The sequence below is a fragment of the Chryseobacterium artocarpi genome (assembly GCF_001684975.1).
Lineage (GTDB): Bacteria > Bacteroidota > Bacteroidia > Flavobacteriales > Weeksellaceae > Chryseobacterium > Chryseobacterium artocarpi.
Window position 1 is genome coordinate 654,627 of the sequence record NZ_MAYH01000045.1, and the last position, 15,874, is coordinate 670,500.

The window sequence follows — 15,874 nt, forward strand, 5'->3', positions numbered from 1 at the left end:
ATGAAAAATGCTAACGAAATAAAATTTTTGAAGAACAGATCAATCGTCAAATTTGAAGGAGAAGATTTTCTTGGAGAAATAGGAATTGACGGACGAATTTTTAAAGCGCTTACTTTAGCGCGTATCAGTGTGGGAGTAATCTCTCAGCAGGCTATAGAAAACGGAATCTCTATTTTGGTTCACGAAAATGATGCAGAAAAAGCAGTAGCTTGTCTTATTGATGAATTTGAAGAAGAAAGAAAATCAGGCAAAGTATCTCAAATATACAGTATCAACAATGTTTCTGTGATCGGTTTTGTAGCAGAAGATTCCAATAAAGTTTTTGCAGAACTGGCGAGAAATAATGTTTTCCCATTGCTTTTAAATCAAGTGGCAGGAGAAAACAGAGTCAATATTGTTGTGACGTCTTCACAGGATGAGAAAACAAAAAATATCATTGAATCTGAAATATTTAAAAAGCCTAAAACCGTTCATCTTGCCATTATCGGGCATGGAAATGTAGGAAAAACACTGATCCAGCAAGTTCTGGAGTCTTCAGAAGAGATCAAAAGACGTAAAAAAATAGACTTAAAAGTAGTTGCTGTAGCCAATTCAAAGAAAATTGCTTTCAACAAAAAAGGTTTTGATAATAACTGGACAGATGAGGTTTTAACAGCAGAGCGCCCATCAAATGTTGAGGAGCTGATTAATTTCTCCAATGAAAACCAACTGGAGAATCTGATTGTTGTAGATAACACAGCAAGCAAGGATTTTGTGAAAAATTATCAGGCATTGGCTGAAAATGGTTTTGATCTGGTTTCTTCCAATAAAATTTTCAACACTCTTCCTATCGAAGAATACCGAAAACTAAGATATACGTTGAATAAAAAGAACAGACGTTATCTATATGAAACCAATGTAGGAGCAGGTCTTCCATTGATTGATACCATCAAATTATTACACCTTTCAGGAGAAAATATCACAAGAATCAAAGGCGTTTTCTCAGGAACTTTAAGCTATGTTTTCAACAATTTCTCTTTGAGGGATGATAAATTTTCAACGATCATCAATGAAGCTTTGGAGAAAGGATACACAGAACCGGACCCAAGAGAAGATTTGTCAGGAAATGATGTAGCAAGAAAGCTTTTGATTTTGGCTAGAGAACTAGATCTGATCAATGAATTTGAAGATATCAACATTCAAAACCTTGTTCCGGGAAGTTTACTTGAAGTTTCAAAGTCAGAATTCCTTACAAGACTTGAAGAATTAGACGAAGAATATCAAAAGATAAAAGAAAATCAGGAGCCAGGTCATGTATTGAGATATGTAGGTGACTTACATGGTGATTTACAGAAAGACAAAGGCGAATTGGATGTAAAACTGATTTCTGTTCCTGCAACTTCAGCTTTAGGGCAACTGAAAGGTTCAGATTCCATCTTTGAGATTTATACAGAGAGTTATGGGGAAAATCCTATTGTTATCATGGGAGCCGGAGCCGGAGCACAGGTAACAGCAAGAGGAGTATTCGGTGATATCTTAAGACTAAGTGAAACAAAATAATCGTACAAAATAAATCAACAATGTATCAAATGATACCAATCCCGAAGGGGTGATTCAACCAAGGATAGAATAAAATTCTATCAAACATATGAATACAGCATTTTAATAAATATACCAGATTTAAAACGCATCATATTTGGATAACATCATAAGATACATTGTGACATCAATTAAAACTATATGGAAAATTTCGAAACATCAGCAATAAGAACCCAAACGGAGAGATCTCAGTTTGATGAACATTCCACACCGTTATATCTTACATCCAGTTTTATTTTTCAGGATGCTGAAGATATGAGAGCAAGCTTTGCTGAAGAAAAACCTAAAAACCTGTACAGCCGTTTCTCTAACCCGAATGTATCTGAGTTTACAGAGAAGATTGCAAAAATGGAAGGTGCAGAAGCAGGATATGCCTTTGCAACGGGAATGGCAGCCATCTATTCTACATTTGCCGCATTATTAAGTGCTGGAGATCATATTGTAAGCTGCCAGTCTGTTTTTGGATCTACTCACACTTTATTCACAAAGTATTTCCCGAAATGGAATATTGAAACTACCTACTTCAAAGCAGAAGATGCAGAGAATGTAGAACAATATATTCAACCAAATACAAAGATATTATACCTTGAAACGCCTACCAATCCTGCAATTGAGATTCTTGATCTGGAATTTTTTGGAAAGATAGCAAAGAAACATAACCTTATATTTATTGTAGATAATTGTTTTGCAACACCTTACCTTCAGCAGCCAATCAAATATGGTGCGGATGTTGTTGTACATTCTGCAACGAAGCTGATTGACGGACAGGGAAGGGTATTAGGAGGAATTGCAGTAGGAAAAGAAGACCTGATCAGAGAAATTTATCTTTTTGCAAGAAATACAGGACCGGCATTGTCTCCTTTTAATGCATGGGTTTTATCTAAAAGTTTGGAAACATTAGCAATTCGTGTTGAGAAGCATTGTGAAAATGCATTAAAGGTAGCCGAGTTTTTAGAAAGTCACCCTAACGTAGAATTCGTAAAATATCCATTCCTGAAATCCCATCCGAACTATGAAGTAGCTAAAAAGCAGATGAAACTTGGTGGAAATATTGTTGCTTTTGAAATTAAAGGAGGAATAGAAGGCGGAAGAAATTTTCTGAATAAGATACAAATGTGTTCACTTTCGGCAAATCTTGGTGATACAAGAACGATCGTCACACATCCGGCATCTACCACACACTCTAAACTATCAGACGAAGAAAGAAATGAAGTAGGAATTACAGCAGGATTAGTCCGTTGTTCAGTAGGTTTAGAAAACGTAGACGATATCATCGCAGACTTAAAACAAGCCTTAGATTAACCACAAAGAGCCCCAACGGGGCGATTTAACCAAAGATAGAACGAAGTCTTATTAACCAACTATCAAACTATCAGTCTCACTCAACAACTATAAAAGAGATGACAAATATAGAATCACTAAACAAAGCACTCAAAGAACGTATCCTGGTACTGGACGGTGCTATGGGAACTATGCTTCAACGCTATAAGTTTGAAGAAGAAGATTACCGTGGCGAACGTTTCAAAGACTGGGAACATCCGGTAAAAGGAAATAATGATTTGCTTTCTTTGACACAGCCTCAAGCTATTGAAGAAGTTCACAAGAAATACCTGGAAGCAGGAGCTGATATTATTGAAACCAATACATTCTCCGGAACTACCATTGCAATGGCGGATTATCATATGGAAGAACTGGTTTATGAACTGAACTACGAGTCTGCAAAGATTGCCAGAAAAGCCTGTGATGAATATACAGCCAAGAATCCGGATAAACCAAGATTCGTAGCAGGATCAATAGGTCCAACCAACAGAACGGCAAGCTTAAGCCCGGATGTAAATGATCCTGGATACAGAGCTATTACTTTTGAAGAACTGAGAGTCGCTTACAAACAGCAATGTGAAGCATTATTAGACGGAGGTTCAGATATTCTATTGGTAGAAACCATCTTTGACACATTGAATGCTAAAGCTGCTTTGTTTGCGATTGATGAACTTCAGGAAGAAAGAGGAATTAAAATTCCGATCATGGTTTCAGGAACAATCACAGATGCATCAGGAAGAACATTAAGCGGGCAGACTGCTGATGCCTTTCTGATTTCAGTTTCTCATTTGAACTTATTAAGTGTTGGATTCAACTGTGCATTGGGAGCAGATCAATTAACGCCTTACCTGGAAACCTTAGCTCATAATTCAGAATTCTATGTTTCAGCTTACCCGAATGCAGGTTTACCGAATGCTTTTGGAAAATATGATGAAACACCTGAAGATATGGCAAGACAGATCAAGGAATATGTAGAAAAAGGATTGATCAATATTATCGGAGGATGCTGTGGGACCACTCCCGAACATATCAAAGCAATAGCAGAACTGGTAGAAAAGTATGAGCCAAGAAAATTGAAAGAATTTGTCTGATTTGATAGATTTTTTTAATTAAAATCAATAATGGGGGCTGGGTTATAAATATTATCTTTAAGTAAATCACAAAATTTAATATAATGGAAAAGCCGAGTTACTTAAAAGATTCAGACGACGCAAGGTTGTTTAACGAATTGAGAAAGAGAGTAAATCAACGGGTAGAAACCCTTCCTCACAACAGGGATGTTTATATTAAGATTAAAGCAGTGATTTTACCTGCGATCTATATCGGTTTATATTTCTTTGCTCTTTTTAATGCTGAAAAACATTGGGTTTACATTCTGAGCTTTGTTTTTATGGGAATTTCTCTGGTTTTGATTTATTTGAATTTAATTCATGAGGCAGCCCATAATAATATTTTTAAAAGCAAGAAACTGAATAATCTGGTCCTCCACATTTTTGATTTTATAGGAGCCAATTCCTATATCTGGAAGAAAAGACATATCGCAAGCCATCATGCCTATCCGAACGTGGATGGCTGGGATACCGATATTGAGCAGAGTGGTTTACTGCTAATAGTTCCATGGATCAAGGCAAAAGGAATACAAAAGTATCAGCACAGGTTTTTCTTTTTAGTATATCCGTTGTATCTGTTCAACTGGATGTTTATAAGAGACTTTAGGGATTTCTTTGATAATGAAAGAGTGATCTTAAAGACTCAGGGAAAGATACCTGTTGTAGAGAAAGTGAAAATGGTAAGCTATAAACTGTTTTACTTTTTTTATCAGATTGTGATTCCCGTTGTGTTCTTTAAAGTATCAATTGGTCTGGCATTGGGAGCATGGTTTTTACAGGTGATTTCAGCAAGTATTTTTGCTTTATTGCCTTTGCATCCGCTTCCTGATAATGCTTTTCCAAGGTTGAATAAAGATAATGGGCTTCCATTCAGTTGGCTTCGTCATCAGTTGGAAGTAACCAATGATTTAAAAGAAAATAACTGGTTGGTAAGAAATGTATTAGGAAACTTTAATTTCCATGTGGCGCATCATCTTTTTCCCAATTACAGTTATATGTATTACAATGAGATCACAGAAGAAATAGAAGAATTTGCTAAAGAACATGACTTGGCATACAAACGATTTCCGTTGTTAACCGCTTTAGGTAAGCATAGAGATTTATTGAGGCAAAATGCAAATAATGCCTACTATATTTTAGAAGAATAAAATGAAATATTTAAGATTATCAGGTTTAGAACCTCTTATCATAACGCCGGAAAGTAATTTCATCAATGTTGGTGAAAGAACGAATGTTGCCGGTTCCAAAAAATTTTTAAGGCTAATCAAAGAGGAGAAATTCTCCGAAGCATTAGATATTGCCCGCCATCAGGTAGAAGGTGGAGCACAAATTCTGGATGTCAATTTTGATGACGGGTTAATTGACGGTAAAGCATCCATGATCAAATTTCTGAACTTAATTGCATCAGAACCGGATATTGCGAGAATTCCAATCATGGTAGACTCTTCCAAATGGGAAATTCTGGAAGCAGGTCTTCAGGTAGCACAGGGAAAATGTGTGGTAAATTCCATCAGCTTAAAAGAAGGCGAAGAAGAATTTATCAAACATGCTAAAGCTATTAAGAGATATGGAGCTGCGGTAATCGTAATGGCGTTTGATGAGGTAGGGCAGGCTGACAATCTTGAACGAAGAATCGAAATCTCAAAACGATCTTATGATATTCTGGTAAATCAGGTTGATTTTCCGGCAGAAGATATCATTTTCGACTTAAATATCTTTCCGGTAGCTACAGGAATGGATGAGCACAGAAAAAATGCCATTGATTTTATTGAAGCAACACGCTGGGTAAGACAAAACCTTCCTTATGCATCTGTGAGTGGGGGAGTAAGCAACGTTTCTTTCTCTTTCCGTGGAAATGATACGGTAAGAGAAGCAATGCACTCCGTATTCCTTTATCACGCGATTCAGGCTGGAATGAATATCGGAATTGTAAATCCGGCAATGCTGGAAGTTTATGATGAAATCAATAAGGAATTGCTGGAACTTGTAGAAGACGTAATCCTTGACAGGAGAGAAGATGCTACAGAAAGACTTCTGGATTATTCCGAAAAACATAAATCAGTCAAAAAAGAAAAGACTGAAGATTTAGAATGGAGGAACAATCCATTACAGGAAAGAATTACCTACGCTCTGGTAAAAGGAATAGACCGTTTTATCGAAGAAGATGTAGAAGAAGCAAGACAGTTGGCAGAAAGACCGCTTCATGTCATTGAAATTAATCTAATGACCGGTATGGGAGTAGTAGGGGACTTATTCGGAAGCGGAAAAATGTTCCTGCCACAGGTAGTAAAATCGGCAAGGGTAATGAAAAAAGCCGTAGCCTACTTACAGCCTTTTATTGAAGAAGAAAAAGATGGTTCAAAGCCTGCTAATGGTAAAATTCTGATGGCTACCGTAAAAGGTGATGTTCATGACATTGGAAAGAATATTGTAAGTGTAGTTTTAGGTTGTAACAACTACGAAATTGTTGACCTTGGAGTAATGGTTCCTGCTGAAAAAATTATTCAGACTGCTATTGAAGAAAAAGTAGATGTAATCGGGTTAAGCGGATTGATCACTCCGAGTTTGGATGAAATGGTGTACATCGCTTCAGAGCTAGAAAGACAAAATTTAGATTTTCCTTTATTGATAGGTGGCGCAACCACTTCAAAAGCGCATACTGCCGTGAAAATCGATTTAAAATATAAAAATGCCGTTGTTCACGTTAATGATGCTTCAAGAGCCGTAAATGTGGTAAGTTCATTACTGGGAGACAGAAATAAAGAATATGTTTCTGAACTCAAGAACGATTATTCAGATTTCAGAGAGAAATTCCTGAACAGACAAGTCGATAAAGATTATGTCTCTATTGAAGAAGCAAGAGAAAATAAGTTCAAAATAGACTGGGAGAATGAAGAAATTTTCACACCAAATAACTTAGGAATTACTGTTATTGAAAACCAGGATTTAAGAGAATTATTACCTTTCATCGACTGGTCTCCATTCTTTAGAAGCTGGGATCTTCATGGGAAATACCCAAACATCCTGGAAGATGAGGTGGTAGGAATACAGGCAAAAGAATTATTCAAAGATGCTCAGGTGATTTTAAATAGAATCCTGGATGAAAAGTTATTAACAGCAAAAGCAATCTTCGGAATTTTCAAAGCAAATTCCAATGAAACGGATGATATTCTGATTTTTGATGAAAATGACAATGAACAGGCTAAATTTTTAAGCCTAAGACAACAGGCTCAAAGATCAAAAGGGAAAGATTATCTGGCATTAAGCGATTTCATTGCTCCACAAAACTCAGGAAAGACAGACTACATGGGAGCATTTTGTGTAACCACAGGTTTCGGAACTGATGAATTATCCAGTGAATACGAAAAAGCCAATGATGATTATAATTCTATCATGGTAAAAGCATTGGCAGACCGTTTTGCAGAAGCTTATGCTGAATTTTTACATAAAAAAGTAAGAACAGAATATTGGGGCTATGCTGTTCAGGAAGAATTAAGCAATGAAGAACTTATTGCAGAAAAATACAAAGGAATACGTCCTGCTCCTGGTTATCCTGCATGCCCTGACCACCTTGAAAAGAAAACTATTTGGGATCTTTTAAAAGTAGAAGAAAATATAGGAGTATACCTTACAGAAAGCTTAGCGATGTTCCCAACTGCAGCCGTTTCCGGGTATTATTTCGGAAGCCCGCATGCCAAGTATTTCGGACTAGGAAAAATTGCAGAAGACCAGCTTAAAGATTATGCTGACAGAAGAAGTTGTAGCCTTCAGGAAGCTAGGAAATGGTTGTCACCAAATTTAGCAGATTAAAATTGATATGAAGAAAGCATCTAAACTATTACTGATTATTCTAAATATTTTCAGTTTCTGTATTTTATTTGTATTGCTTTACAAAAATGCAACCTTTCTATTTAGTAGTACCTTTGATAAGTTTGTCTATAATTCAGACTATTTTATCAATTATACATCAGGCTTTATAAAAAGAGGATTGGATGGTCAGCTTATTTACGCTGTTACGGTATTAACAGGTTTTTCTCCTATCAATATCTTAAGGACATTATATCTTATCTTTTTTGTTGCACTGTCAGGAATAGTTAGCAATATTTTGTATAAGTCCAAAATATCATTCTTTTATCTTTTTTCACCCTTTCTGTTCTTATTTCCATTTGTTTACTTCCCTTTGTATCATATTTCAAAGGATATGGAAGTGCTTGTAATATCATATTTGGTATTATACCTTTTCATTAATGGTAAATCAAAGCTATTATTAAATATTGCCTTTTCAATAGGAATCCTAGCACATGAATCAATATTTATTTTTCTGTTTTTTCCTCTCTTACTTATTCAGTTATTTTATCAGGGAAAGGGAAGTATTATACAGAAGTTTCTAAACTTTGGAATTACTTTCGCGCCATCTATTGTTGTATTCTTGCTGATATTTCTGAAATTTAATGGTTTGTCAAACAATATTCAGATCATTTATGACTCCTGGAAACCTTATAGTATTTATCTACAAAGCGTACATTTTAATTCCGGATTATTCGACGGGAGACCAAGGCTAATTTCAAATGTAGTAAAAGAGCCTTATAATCTGATTGGTTTAGGATTACTTATAGGAATCAATTTTTTATTTATAACAGCAGGAGGGTATTTATATGCCAAGAAAAATTTCTTGGTATTGCTAGGAATATCTTTACTTCAAATCCTGCCGATTATAGTTCTTTGTGTTGTAGCTTCTGATTTTGGGAGATGGTTCTTTTTATCCAATGCAATTCTGTTGTTTTCCATGTTTTTACTTCAAGAAAAAATGCCGTCAGTGAATTTCTCTTGGGGGAATAGCCACTTTATTATGCGAACCTATGAAATGCTATCATTTCCGATGGTTTGTATCCTTTTTGTGTTGGGAGGAATGCCTTATTTAGGCTTTAATATCTATAGATACTTTTACTCAAACCCATTTAAAATAATTCTTGATTGGCTTTGATGTTTATATAAAGTCATGAAATTATAATATATAAAACTTAATAAATGAAAATTACTGATCATATAAAAAATGCAAACGGAAAAACTTTATTCTCCTTAGAAGTTGTTCCACCACAAAAAGGAATTGGGATTGAAGATCTTTATACAAACATAGATCCATTGATGGAATTCAAACCACCATTCATTGATGTTACCACTTCAAGAGAAGAATACATCTATCTTGATAAAGGTAATGGATTGATGGAGCGCCGTATCACAAGAATGCGTCCCGGAACTCTAGGGATTTGTGCCGCAATTCAACATAAATATAATGTAGATACCGTTCCACACTTACTTTGTGGAGGTTTTACCAAAGAAGAAACAGAATATCTTTTGGTAGACTGTATGTACCTTGGAATTGATAATGTGATGGCATTACGAGGAGATGCTATGAAAGGACATCAGTATTTTGAACCTACTCAGGGAGGACATGCCAGTGCAATGGATCTCGTAAATCAAATCAACGATCTTGGAAGAGGAAAGTATTTACATAATGAGGAACAGGTTTGTGATGAACTCAATAAATTCTGCATTGGAGTAGCAGGCTATCCTGAAAAACATATGGAAGCTCCTTCCATGAATTATGACTTGAAATGGCTGAAGCAAAAAGTAGATGCCGGAGCAGATTATATTGTTACTCAGATGTTCTTTGACAATAAAAAGTACATTGAATTCGTTAAGAAAGCAAGAGAAATGGGAATCACCGTTCCAATCATTCCGGGAATTAAGCCAATTGCTACCAAGAAACACCTGAAAATCTTACCACAGGTATTTAAAATAGATCTTCCGGAAGAGCTGATCAATGAAGTAGAGAATGCAAAAAATAATGAAGCGGTAAAGCAAATCGGAATAGAGTGGGCAATTACCCAATGCAGAGAACTTTTGGATTTTGGAGTTCCTGTGTTACACTTTTACTCAATGGGGAAAAGTGATAATATTAAAAAAATAGCTGGAGAGCTATTCTAATAAAAGTACCAAAAATGAAGAAACCCTGCCAAACGGCAGGGCTTTTATTTTTTATTGATTTAAAAAGTTGACTAGCTTCACCAGATCTTCTTCTTTATTCAGTTTAATAGAATTAGTTTTTAAAAACTGTTGAATTTGTTCCTTTTTATCAGGGAAAAATGCAAATATATCTTTATCCTTTTTAGGCTTTCTGATAAATCCGTTTGGTGTTTTAATATAATAAACAGGATCTAATGTTTTGAAAAACGCTGCTTTGTCTGAAGCATAGGAATTCGCTGCTGGAACAGCATCGTTGAATTTCGTTTTTACTTTCTTATAAAGTTTATTATTTCCGTTAACGAGCTCAAAGAAATATCCACTTAATTCATCCTTAGTCTCTAATAGCACCATTGTACTTTTAGGAGACGAGATTTCAATTCTTGAAAACTGCTCTTCTTTTGGTAAAACAAGTGGCTTGCCATCCTTTTGGTATTCTACTTCATCTGTATAACTATTGTATCTTACAGTTACTTTCTCGTAATTATCGGCTACTTTGGCAAGATGAAATTCTGTTGTGTGATAAGGTGATCCAATAATATCTTCATATCTCAATGCTCTTCCTGCATTTTCTGATTTAACTCCGAATACCGGATGGTCACCTCCAAGGCTACCTACAGATAATGTACTTGAATAACTTGCTCCAGTTCTTCCACCTGGGAGAGCACTTTGCCCGTAAGACAGGCTAAAAGATACTAATAAAGCACCTATAATTACTTTTCTCATTTTTATATGGTTTTATTTTAGTTTTGTGCAATAATACAAATTATTATCATTTCAATAGTGATGAAATGCAATGATTGCAATAAAAAGGCGTCAAAATTACAAAAAAGGATGTCTTTCAAACTCTTTATTTCGATCAAATAAATATCGGTAAGTTGCTAGTTTTCTGGTGACTGTAGTGTCAAGGGTTTCTGCGATTCTGATCATTTTTGGATTAAAATCACCAATCCATTGAAGTTCTGTAATTTTAAAATCCGTATGCTTTCTTAAATGTTGGGTTCCTTCCCAGATCATATAACCATCAATGCCTTTTTTCTGCCATTCAGGGACAACTCCAAAAACAAGTCCAACCATTTTTTCGTTCTTTTTAAACCGCTTTAAAAATAAAAATTTAAGCTTTTCAAAAATTCCGAATTTTCCGTTGAGGTATTTGAACCACTGGTTGAGGTCCGGAAGATTGATCCACATAGCAATCGGGTGAGCATTTTCATAGACAAACCATGAAATATGTTCATTAATGATAGGCTTCATTGTCTTGAACATTTTAAGAACCTTAGACTCCTCCAATTGTTTTCCCTCTCCGTGAGCTGCCCACGCTTTATTATAAATTTCCGTAAAATCTTTTGCAAACTTGGTAAGATTATTCTTTTTCATCGGTTGGGCAGAAATAGCAGGGTTTCTTCTGTTTTTTTCATGAGCAATTGTGAAAATTCTGGAAACTTCAGCGAAAATAGGTCTTGTAAAACATAGCTGCTCAAAATATACCTGAAAGCCATAATTCTCAAAAAGGTCTTTATAGTAAGGAAAATTGTAATTCATTCCATATAAAGGCTCTATAAAACCTTCAGTCAAAAGTCCCCAAAACTTATCCCGTTCTCCGAAATTGATAGGACCATCCATGGCTTCTATTCCTTTTTCCTCAAGCCAGTTTTTGCAATGATCAAAAATGAAATCAGCGGTTTGTTGATCATTGATACAATCAAAGAATCCTAAACCTCCGGTAGGCTGCTTCTGTTCATAGCAATTATTGATAAATACTGCGACTTTGCCTACTATTTTATCATTCTTTTTAAATAGAAATCTTCGGCATTCTCCACTCTTAAAGAATTTATTCTTTTCAGGGTCAAAAATCTCTTCAATATGTTTATCTAGCGGACGAATATAATTTTTGTCATGTTGATAAAGTTGTGCAGGGAATTCCAGAAATTCCTTTCTATGTTCTTTGTTTTGTACTTCTTCGACAATAATCATATTTTTTTATCAGAGTAGGTTATAAAAGATAATGTTTTCATTTAAATTGAATATAGATGAAACGATATTATCCGTATTTTTGCTGCAAATTAAATAAAAATGGTTGATTTTACTGATAACGACGATGATATTTTCACTGGAAAAGAACATACGCCTATAAGGGAAGATGCTTTTGATAAATCGCCACAGGAAAAAATTGAGAAAATTACTGAGCTTTTTGGAGAAATAATGGAAACATTGGGATTGGATATGACAGACGATTCCCTAAAAGATTCCCCAAAGCGTGTTGCTAAAATGTATGTGAACGAAATTTTCGGAGGACTTCTTCCGGAAAACAAACCTGGAATCTCTACATTTTCCAATAAATATAAATATCGCCAAATGCTGGTGGAAAAAGATATCACAGTATATTCTTTCTGCGAACACCACTTTTTACCAATTATAGGAAGAGCACATGTTGCTTATATTTCAAATGGAGAAGTGATTGGTCTTTCAAAAATTAACAGGATTGTGGATTATTATGCAAAAAGACCACAAGTTCAGGAAAGACTTACAATGCAGATTGTAGATGCTTTGAAAGAAGCTTTAGGAACAAAAGATGTAGCGTGTATCATTGATGCAAAACACCTTTGCGTAAACTGTAGAGGAATTAAAGATACGGCAAGTTCCACTATTACAGCAGAATTAAGCGGTATTTTCAGAACAAACCCTATCACAAGACAGGAGTTCTTACATTACGTAGGAAGCCATGCAAAGTTAGATTAAAAATGGTCTCACAAATCATAAAGAAAAATATCAGACTTCTTTCCGAAAAGTTCAATCATGAAATATCTTATTACGAAAATGGGGTACTAATTAAAAGCGAAAAGAATTTTATTGAAATTATTCCACAGCATCAAAAGAAACTTTTAGTTAAATATAATATTGAAGATGGAATTGATGAAGTAGAAATCCTTGATTTTGAAATCTATGATTTGCTAATTAACATTTTTAGAAGAAAAGAATTAGAAACAATAGCTTTGAATTTAAGTTTTCCATTAAATTTGAAGGATCTTGAAGAAGAGTTTGGAGATTTAAATAAATTTGAAGAATATTTAATGTCTCTGGTAGAATCCAATACTGATTATATAAACATTGGGGGAAATCGAGTATTGACAGAGTTTTATAAAAATACTCTAATTTTAAGGGATGATATTGGACATGCAAAGTCTAATGTAATAAATTTAAGTAATGATAAAATTTAAAAAAGTTGCCGATAAAATTTTCATCACAACAATTATCTGTTGTGACAGATTTTTATTTTAACTAATTTTTGAATCTTAAAACTATTGAATCTTTTAACAAAAAATAAATGCAATTAAAAATATATAACTCCCTTACAGCGGAGAAAGAAATATTCAAACCTATTTTAGAAGGAAATGTTGGAATGTATGTCTGCGGACCTACCGTATATAGTAATGTACATTTAGGAAACGTAAGAACTTTTCTTTCCTTCGATTTTATTTACCGTACTTTAACGCATTTAGGGTATAAAGTAAGGTATGTAAGAAATATTACAGACGCAGGACACCTTACTGATGATGGAAATGTAGACAACGATAGATTCGTAAAGCAAACCAGATTGGAAAAGCTTGAGCCGATGGAAATCGTACAGAAATATACTGTGGATTTCCATAAAGTTCTGGATATGTTCAATCTACTGCCTCCAAACATTGAACCTACAGCCACAGGGCATATCGTAGAACAAATTGAGTTAACTCAAAAGCTTATTGAAAAAGGTTTTGCCTACGAAAGCAACGGTTCCGTTTACTTTGATGTATTGGAATACAACAAAAGAGGATTGAATTATGGTGAACTTTCAAAACGTAATATAGAAGAACTCTTCGCTAATACACGTGATCTTGATGGACAGGGAGAAAAGAAGAATCCACAGGATTTTGCCCTTTGGAAAAAAGCATCTCCAGCTCACATTATGAGATGGAATTCCCCTTGGGGAGAAGGCTTTCCTGGATGGCATCTTGAATGTACTGCGATGAGTACTAAATATTTAGGTGAAACATTTGACATCCATGGAGGAGGAATGGATTTAAAATTTCCTCACCACGAATGTGAAATTGCACAAGGTAAAGCTTGTAATGATGCAGCGCCGGTAAATTACTGGATGCATGCTAATATGTTGACAATGAATTCTCAACGTATGAGTAAGTCTACGGGGAATTATATCCTTCCAATGCAGTTGGTAACAGGAGAAAATGATTTCTTTGAAAAACCATTCCACCCATCAATTGTACGTTTCTGCTTCCTGCAGGCACACTACAGAAGCGTATTGGATATTTCCAATGATGCCATGATTGCAAGTGAAAAAGGATTTATCAGATTGATGGAAGCTGTAAAAGTATTGAATACCATCACACCTGATGATAACAAAGAATCTGCGTTCAGCCTAACAGAATGGAAGAATAAATGTTATGACGCTTTAACGGATGATTTCAACTCTCCAATCTTGATTGCGCATTTATTTGAAGCCGTAAAATACATTTTCGCTTTAAATGATGGGAAAGAAACAATCTCAACACAAGATCTTGAAGATTTAAAATCTACCTTGAATGCGTTCATATTTGATGTTTTAGGATTACAAACCGTAGAGGAAAATAATAACGAAAAGCTTGATCAGACTTTAAAAGTTTTAATTGAACTTAGAAATCAGGCAAGAAAATCCAAAAACTTTGACCTTTCAGACCAGATCAGAGATAAACTACTTGCTGAAGGCATTGAATTAAAAGATGGAAGAGACGGAACATCATATGTTCTGAATTAAAAATATAAGCATTAGCTTTACAATTATTCCGTAAGAATCTCTTACGGAATTTTTTTATCTACTTTTGAAGTAATATTATATATAGTAACTATCTTTTTGTCTTTATATTCATTCTTCTTTCGTAATTTCCATTTATTTATGAGCTTATTCCCGCTCTCCACTTTTACTCCTCGCGCTTAGCTCTCCATCCCAAAGCCTAAAACCTCTCCAGCGTGTGCTGTGGGATAGCCGTTTCTATCGGGGCTAGGGGAGAAGTGCCTTTAATGAATGATAAGTAATGTAGCGATAGTCTCCACTATAGGCATTCATCACCGTATTAGTTATCTTTTAGTGAACCCAATAATACTTTTACTTTCACCTCTATATAATGTATAATAAGATCAACCATTCATTTTATGAAGGATTAAATCCATTATATATAATATTCCTAAAACATCTATACTTCTCTGCGCAATCCATGCCTATGTATTTAAATAAAATATGCCCAACCACAATCCATTCACTAGAACCGGCTTTAGCCCGTTTACTAAATAAATCTCAACATAGGTTTTAGCCCAAAGATAAAACCCACCCACACTCCAGCCCTCATACTCTTGGATCCCACTCCTTCAAACATATGTTTAAAATTTTTCCACCTTTAAACCAGCTGTTTAGGGTTGAATATGAATTCACCATGAAATTTATGTTAAATAATTTTGTTTTGTGTTGTTATAAGTTGTTATCTTTGCCCCACTGAAAACGAGAGTATCTCAGTAGCGCAGAAGAGCTTTTAACTAAGCAGAGACGATATTACTTCAAAAAGAGAGAAACAAAAAAACTTTGCATATTTTATTAAATAAAAGTTGCGGGTTACAATAAAGTTTGTATCTTTGCAATCCCAATTACGGGAGCGCAGGAGTGGATAGATTAAGGTTTAGAAAGGAGTTAAGGTTACATAAAAAACTTTAAATTTTTCTTTCAAAACATTTGGTCATTACGAAATAAAGTTTTACTTTTGCACTCGCAAATACGGAGCGACACTGACAGAAAGATTGCTTCGTTACAAAGCGGA

Annotated in this window: 12 protein-coding genes; 10 read left to right on the plus strand and 2 right to left on the minus strand. The window is 34.9% G+C overall.

Annotated elements, in window-relative coordinates:
* From BBI01_RS17815 to metF, 7 genes are all read left to right on the plus strand, one after another.
* Nucleotides 1–1,539 carry an ACT domain-containing protein gene (locus BBI01_RS17815; RefSeq protein ID WP_065395958.1) on the plus strand — a complete coding sequence of 513 codons (1,539 nt, stop codon included), beginning with the start codon at nucleotides 1–3 and terminating at the stop codon, nucleotides 1,537–1,539.
* A 180-nt stretch (nucleotides 1,540–1,719) separates the two neighbouring features.
* Complete coding sequence (locus BBI01_RS17820) at nucleotides 1,720–2,880, plus strand: O-succinylhomoserine sulfhydrylase (protein WP_065395959.1); 1,161 nt, start codon at nucleotides 1,720–1,722, stop codon at nucleotides 2,878–2,880.
* A 98-nt stretch (nucleotides 2,881–2,978) separates the two neighbouring features.
* Nucleotides 2,979–3,989: a homocysteine S-methyltransferase family protein gene (locus tag BBI01_RS17825; RefSeq protein ID WP_065395960.1), complete on the plus strand. Its 1,011-nt coding sequence runs from the start codon at nucleotides 2,979–2,981 to the stop codon at nucleotides 3,987–3,989.
* An 83-nt stretch (nucleotides 3,990–4,072) separates the two neighbouring features.
* Nucleotides 4,073–5,155, plus strand: a complete 1,083-nt coding sequence (locus tag BBI01_RS17830) for a fatty acid desaturase family protein (RefSeq protein ID WP_065395961.1) — start codon at nucleotides 4,073–4,075, stop codon at nucleotides 5,153–5,155.
* A 1-nt stretch (nucleotide 5,156) separates the two neighbouring features.
* Complete coding sequence (gene metH / locus BBI01_RS17835) at nucleotides 5,157–7,817, plus strand: methionine synthase (protein ID WP_065395962.1); 2,661 nt, start codon at nucleotides 5,157–5,159, stop codon at nucleotides 7,815–7,817.
* A 7-nt stretch (nucleotides 7,818–7,824) separates the two neighbouring features.
* On the plus strand, nucleotides 7,825–8,991 hold the full coding sequence (locus BBI01_RS17840; protein ID WP_065395963.1) for a hypothetical protein: 1,167 nt from the start codon (nucleotides 7,825–7,827) through the stop codon (nucleotides 8,989–8,991).
* Nucleotides 8,992–9,035: 44 nt separating this feature from the next.
* Nucleotides 9,036–9,995, plus strand: coding sequence for a methylenetetrahydrofolate reductase [NAD(P)H] (gene metF, locus BBI01_RS17845; RefSeq protein WP_065395964.1), 960 nt, complete (start codon nucleotides 9,036–9,038; stop codon nucleotides 9,993–9,995).
* A gap of 51 nt (nucleotides 9,996–10,046) precedes the next feature.
* Here metF and BBI01_RS17850 read toward each other — a convergent pair whose 3' ends face one another.
* Together BBI01_RS17850 and BBI01_RS17855 are read right to left on the minus strand one after the other, a co-directional pair.
* Nucleotides 10,047–10,757, minus strand: a complete 711-nt coding sequence (locus BBI01_RS17850) for a hypothetical protein (RefSeq protein WP_065395965.1) — start codon at nucleotides 10,755–10,757, stop codon at nucleotides 10,047–10,049.
* A gap of 96 nt (nucleotides 10,758–10,853) precedes the next feature.
* Nucleotides 10,854–12,005: a hypothetical protein gene (locus BBI01_RS17855; RefSeq protein WP_065395966.1), complete on the minus strand. Its 1,152-nt coding sequence runs from the start codon at nucleotides 12,003–12,005 to the stop codon at nucleotides 10,854–10,856.
* A 99-nt stretch (nucleotides 12,006–12,104) separates the two neighbouring features.
* Here BBI01_RS17855 and folE point away from each other — a divergent pair, with 99 nt between their 5' ends.
* The 3 genes from folE (at nucleotide 12,105) to cysS (ending at nucleotide 14,823) form a co-directional block, all read left to right on the plus strand.
* Entirely contained in the window at nucleotides 12,105–12,770 is a 666-nt protein-coding gene (folE, locus tag BBI01_RS17860) for a GTP cyclohydrolase I FolE (RefSeq protein WP_065395967.1), read from the plus strand.
* A gap of 2 nt (nucleotides 12,771–12,772) precedes the next feature.
* Nucleotides 12,773–13,249, plus strand: a complete 477-nt coding sequence (locus BBI01_RS17865) for a hypothetical protein (RefSeq protein WP_065395968.1) — start codon at nucleotides 12,773–12,775, stop codon at nucleotides 13,247–13,249.
* 107 nt (nucleotides 13,250–13,356) lie between these two features.
* Complete coding sequence (gene cysS / locus BBI01_RS17870) at nucleotides 13,357–14,823, plus strand: cysteine--tRNA ligase (RefSeq protein WP_065395969.1); 1,467 nt, start codon at nucleotides 13,357–13,359, stop codon at nucleotides 14,821–14,823.
* The last annotated feature ends 1,051 nt before the right edge of the window (nucleotides 14,824–15,874 follow it).

Coding starts and splice junctions, on each gene's coding strand:
- BBI01_RS17820 (WP_065395959.1), top strand. CDS start 1,720: ATGGAAAATTTCGAAACATCAGCAATAAGAACCCAAACGGAGAGATCT.
- folE (WP_065395967.1), top strand. CDS start 12,105: ATGGTTGATTTTACTGATAACGACGATGATATTTTCACTGGAAAAGAA.
- BBI01_RS17825 (WP_065395960.1), top strand. CDS start 2,979: ATGACAAATATAGAATCACTAAACAAAGCACTCAAAGAACGTATCCTG.
- BBI01_RS17865 (WP_065395968.1), top strand. CDS start 12,773: ATGGTCTCACAAATCATAAAGAAAAATATCAGACTTCTTTCCGAAAAG.
- BBI01_RS17830 (WP_065395961.1), top strand. CDS start 4,073: ATGGAAAAGCCGAGTTACTTAAAAGATTCAGACGACGCAAGGTTGTTT.
- BBI01_RS17850 (WP_065395965.1), bottom strand. CDS start 10,757: ATGAGAAAAGTAATTATAGGTGCTTTATTAGTATCTTTTAGCCTGTCT.
- BBI01_RS17855 (WP_065395966.1), bottom strand. CDS start 12,005: ATGATTATTGTCGAAGAAGTACAAAACAAAGAACATAGAAAGGAATTT.
- BBI01_RS17840 (WP_065395963.1), top strand. CDS start 7,825: ATGAAGAAAGCATCTAAACTATTACTGATTATTCTAAATATTTTCAGT.
- cysS (WP_065395969.1), top strand. CDS start 13,357: ATGCAATTAAAAATATATAACTCCCTTACAGCGGAGAAAGAAATATTC.
- metF (WP_065395964.1), top strand. CDS start 9,036: ATGAAAATTACTGATCATATAAAAAATGCAAACGGAAAAACTTTATTC.
- metH (WP_065395962.1), top strand. CDS start 5,157: ATGAAATATTTAAGATTATCAGGTTTAGAACCTCTTATCATAACGCCG.
- BBI01_RS17815 (WP_065395958.1), top strand. CDS start 1: ATGAAAAATGCTAACGAAATAAAATTTTTGAAGAACAGATCAATCGTC.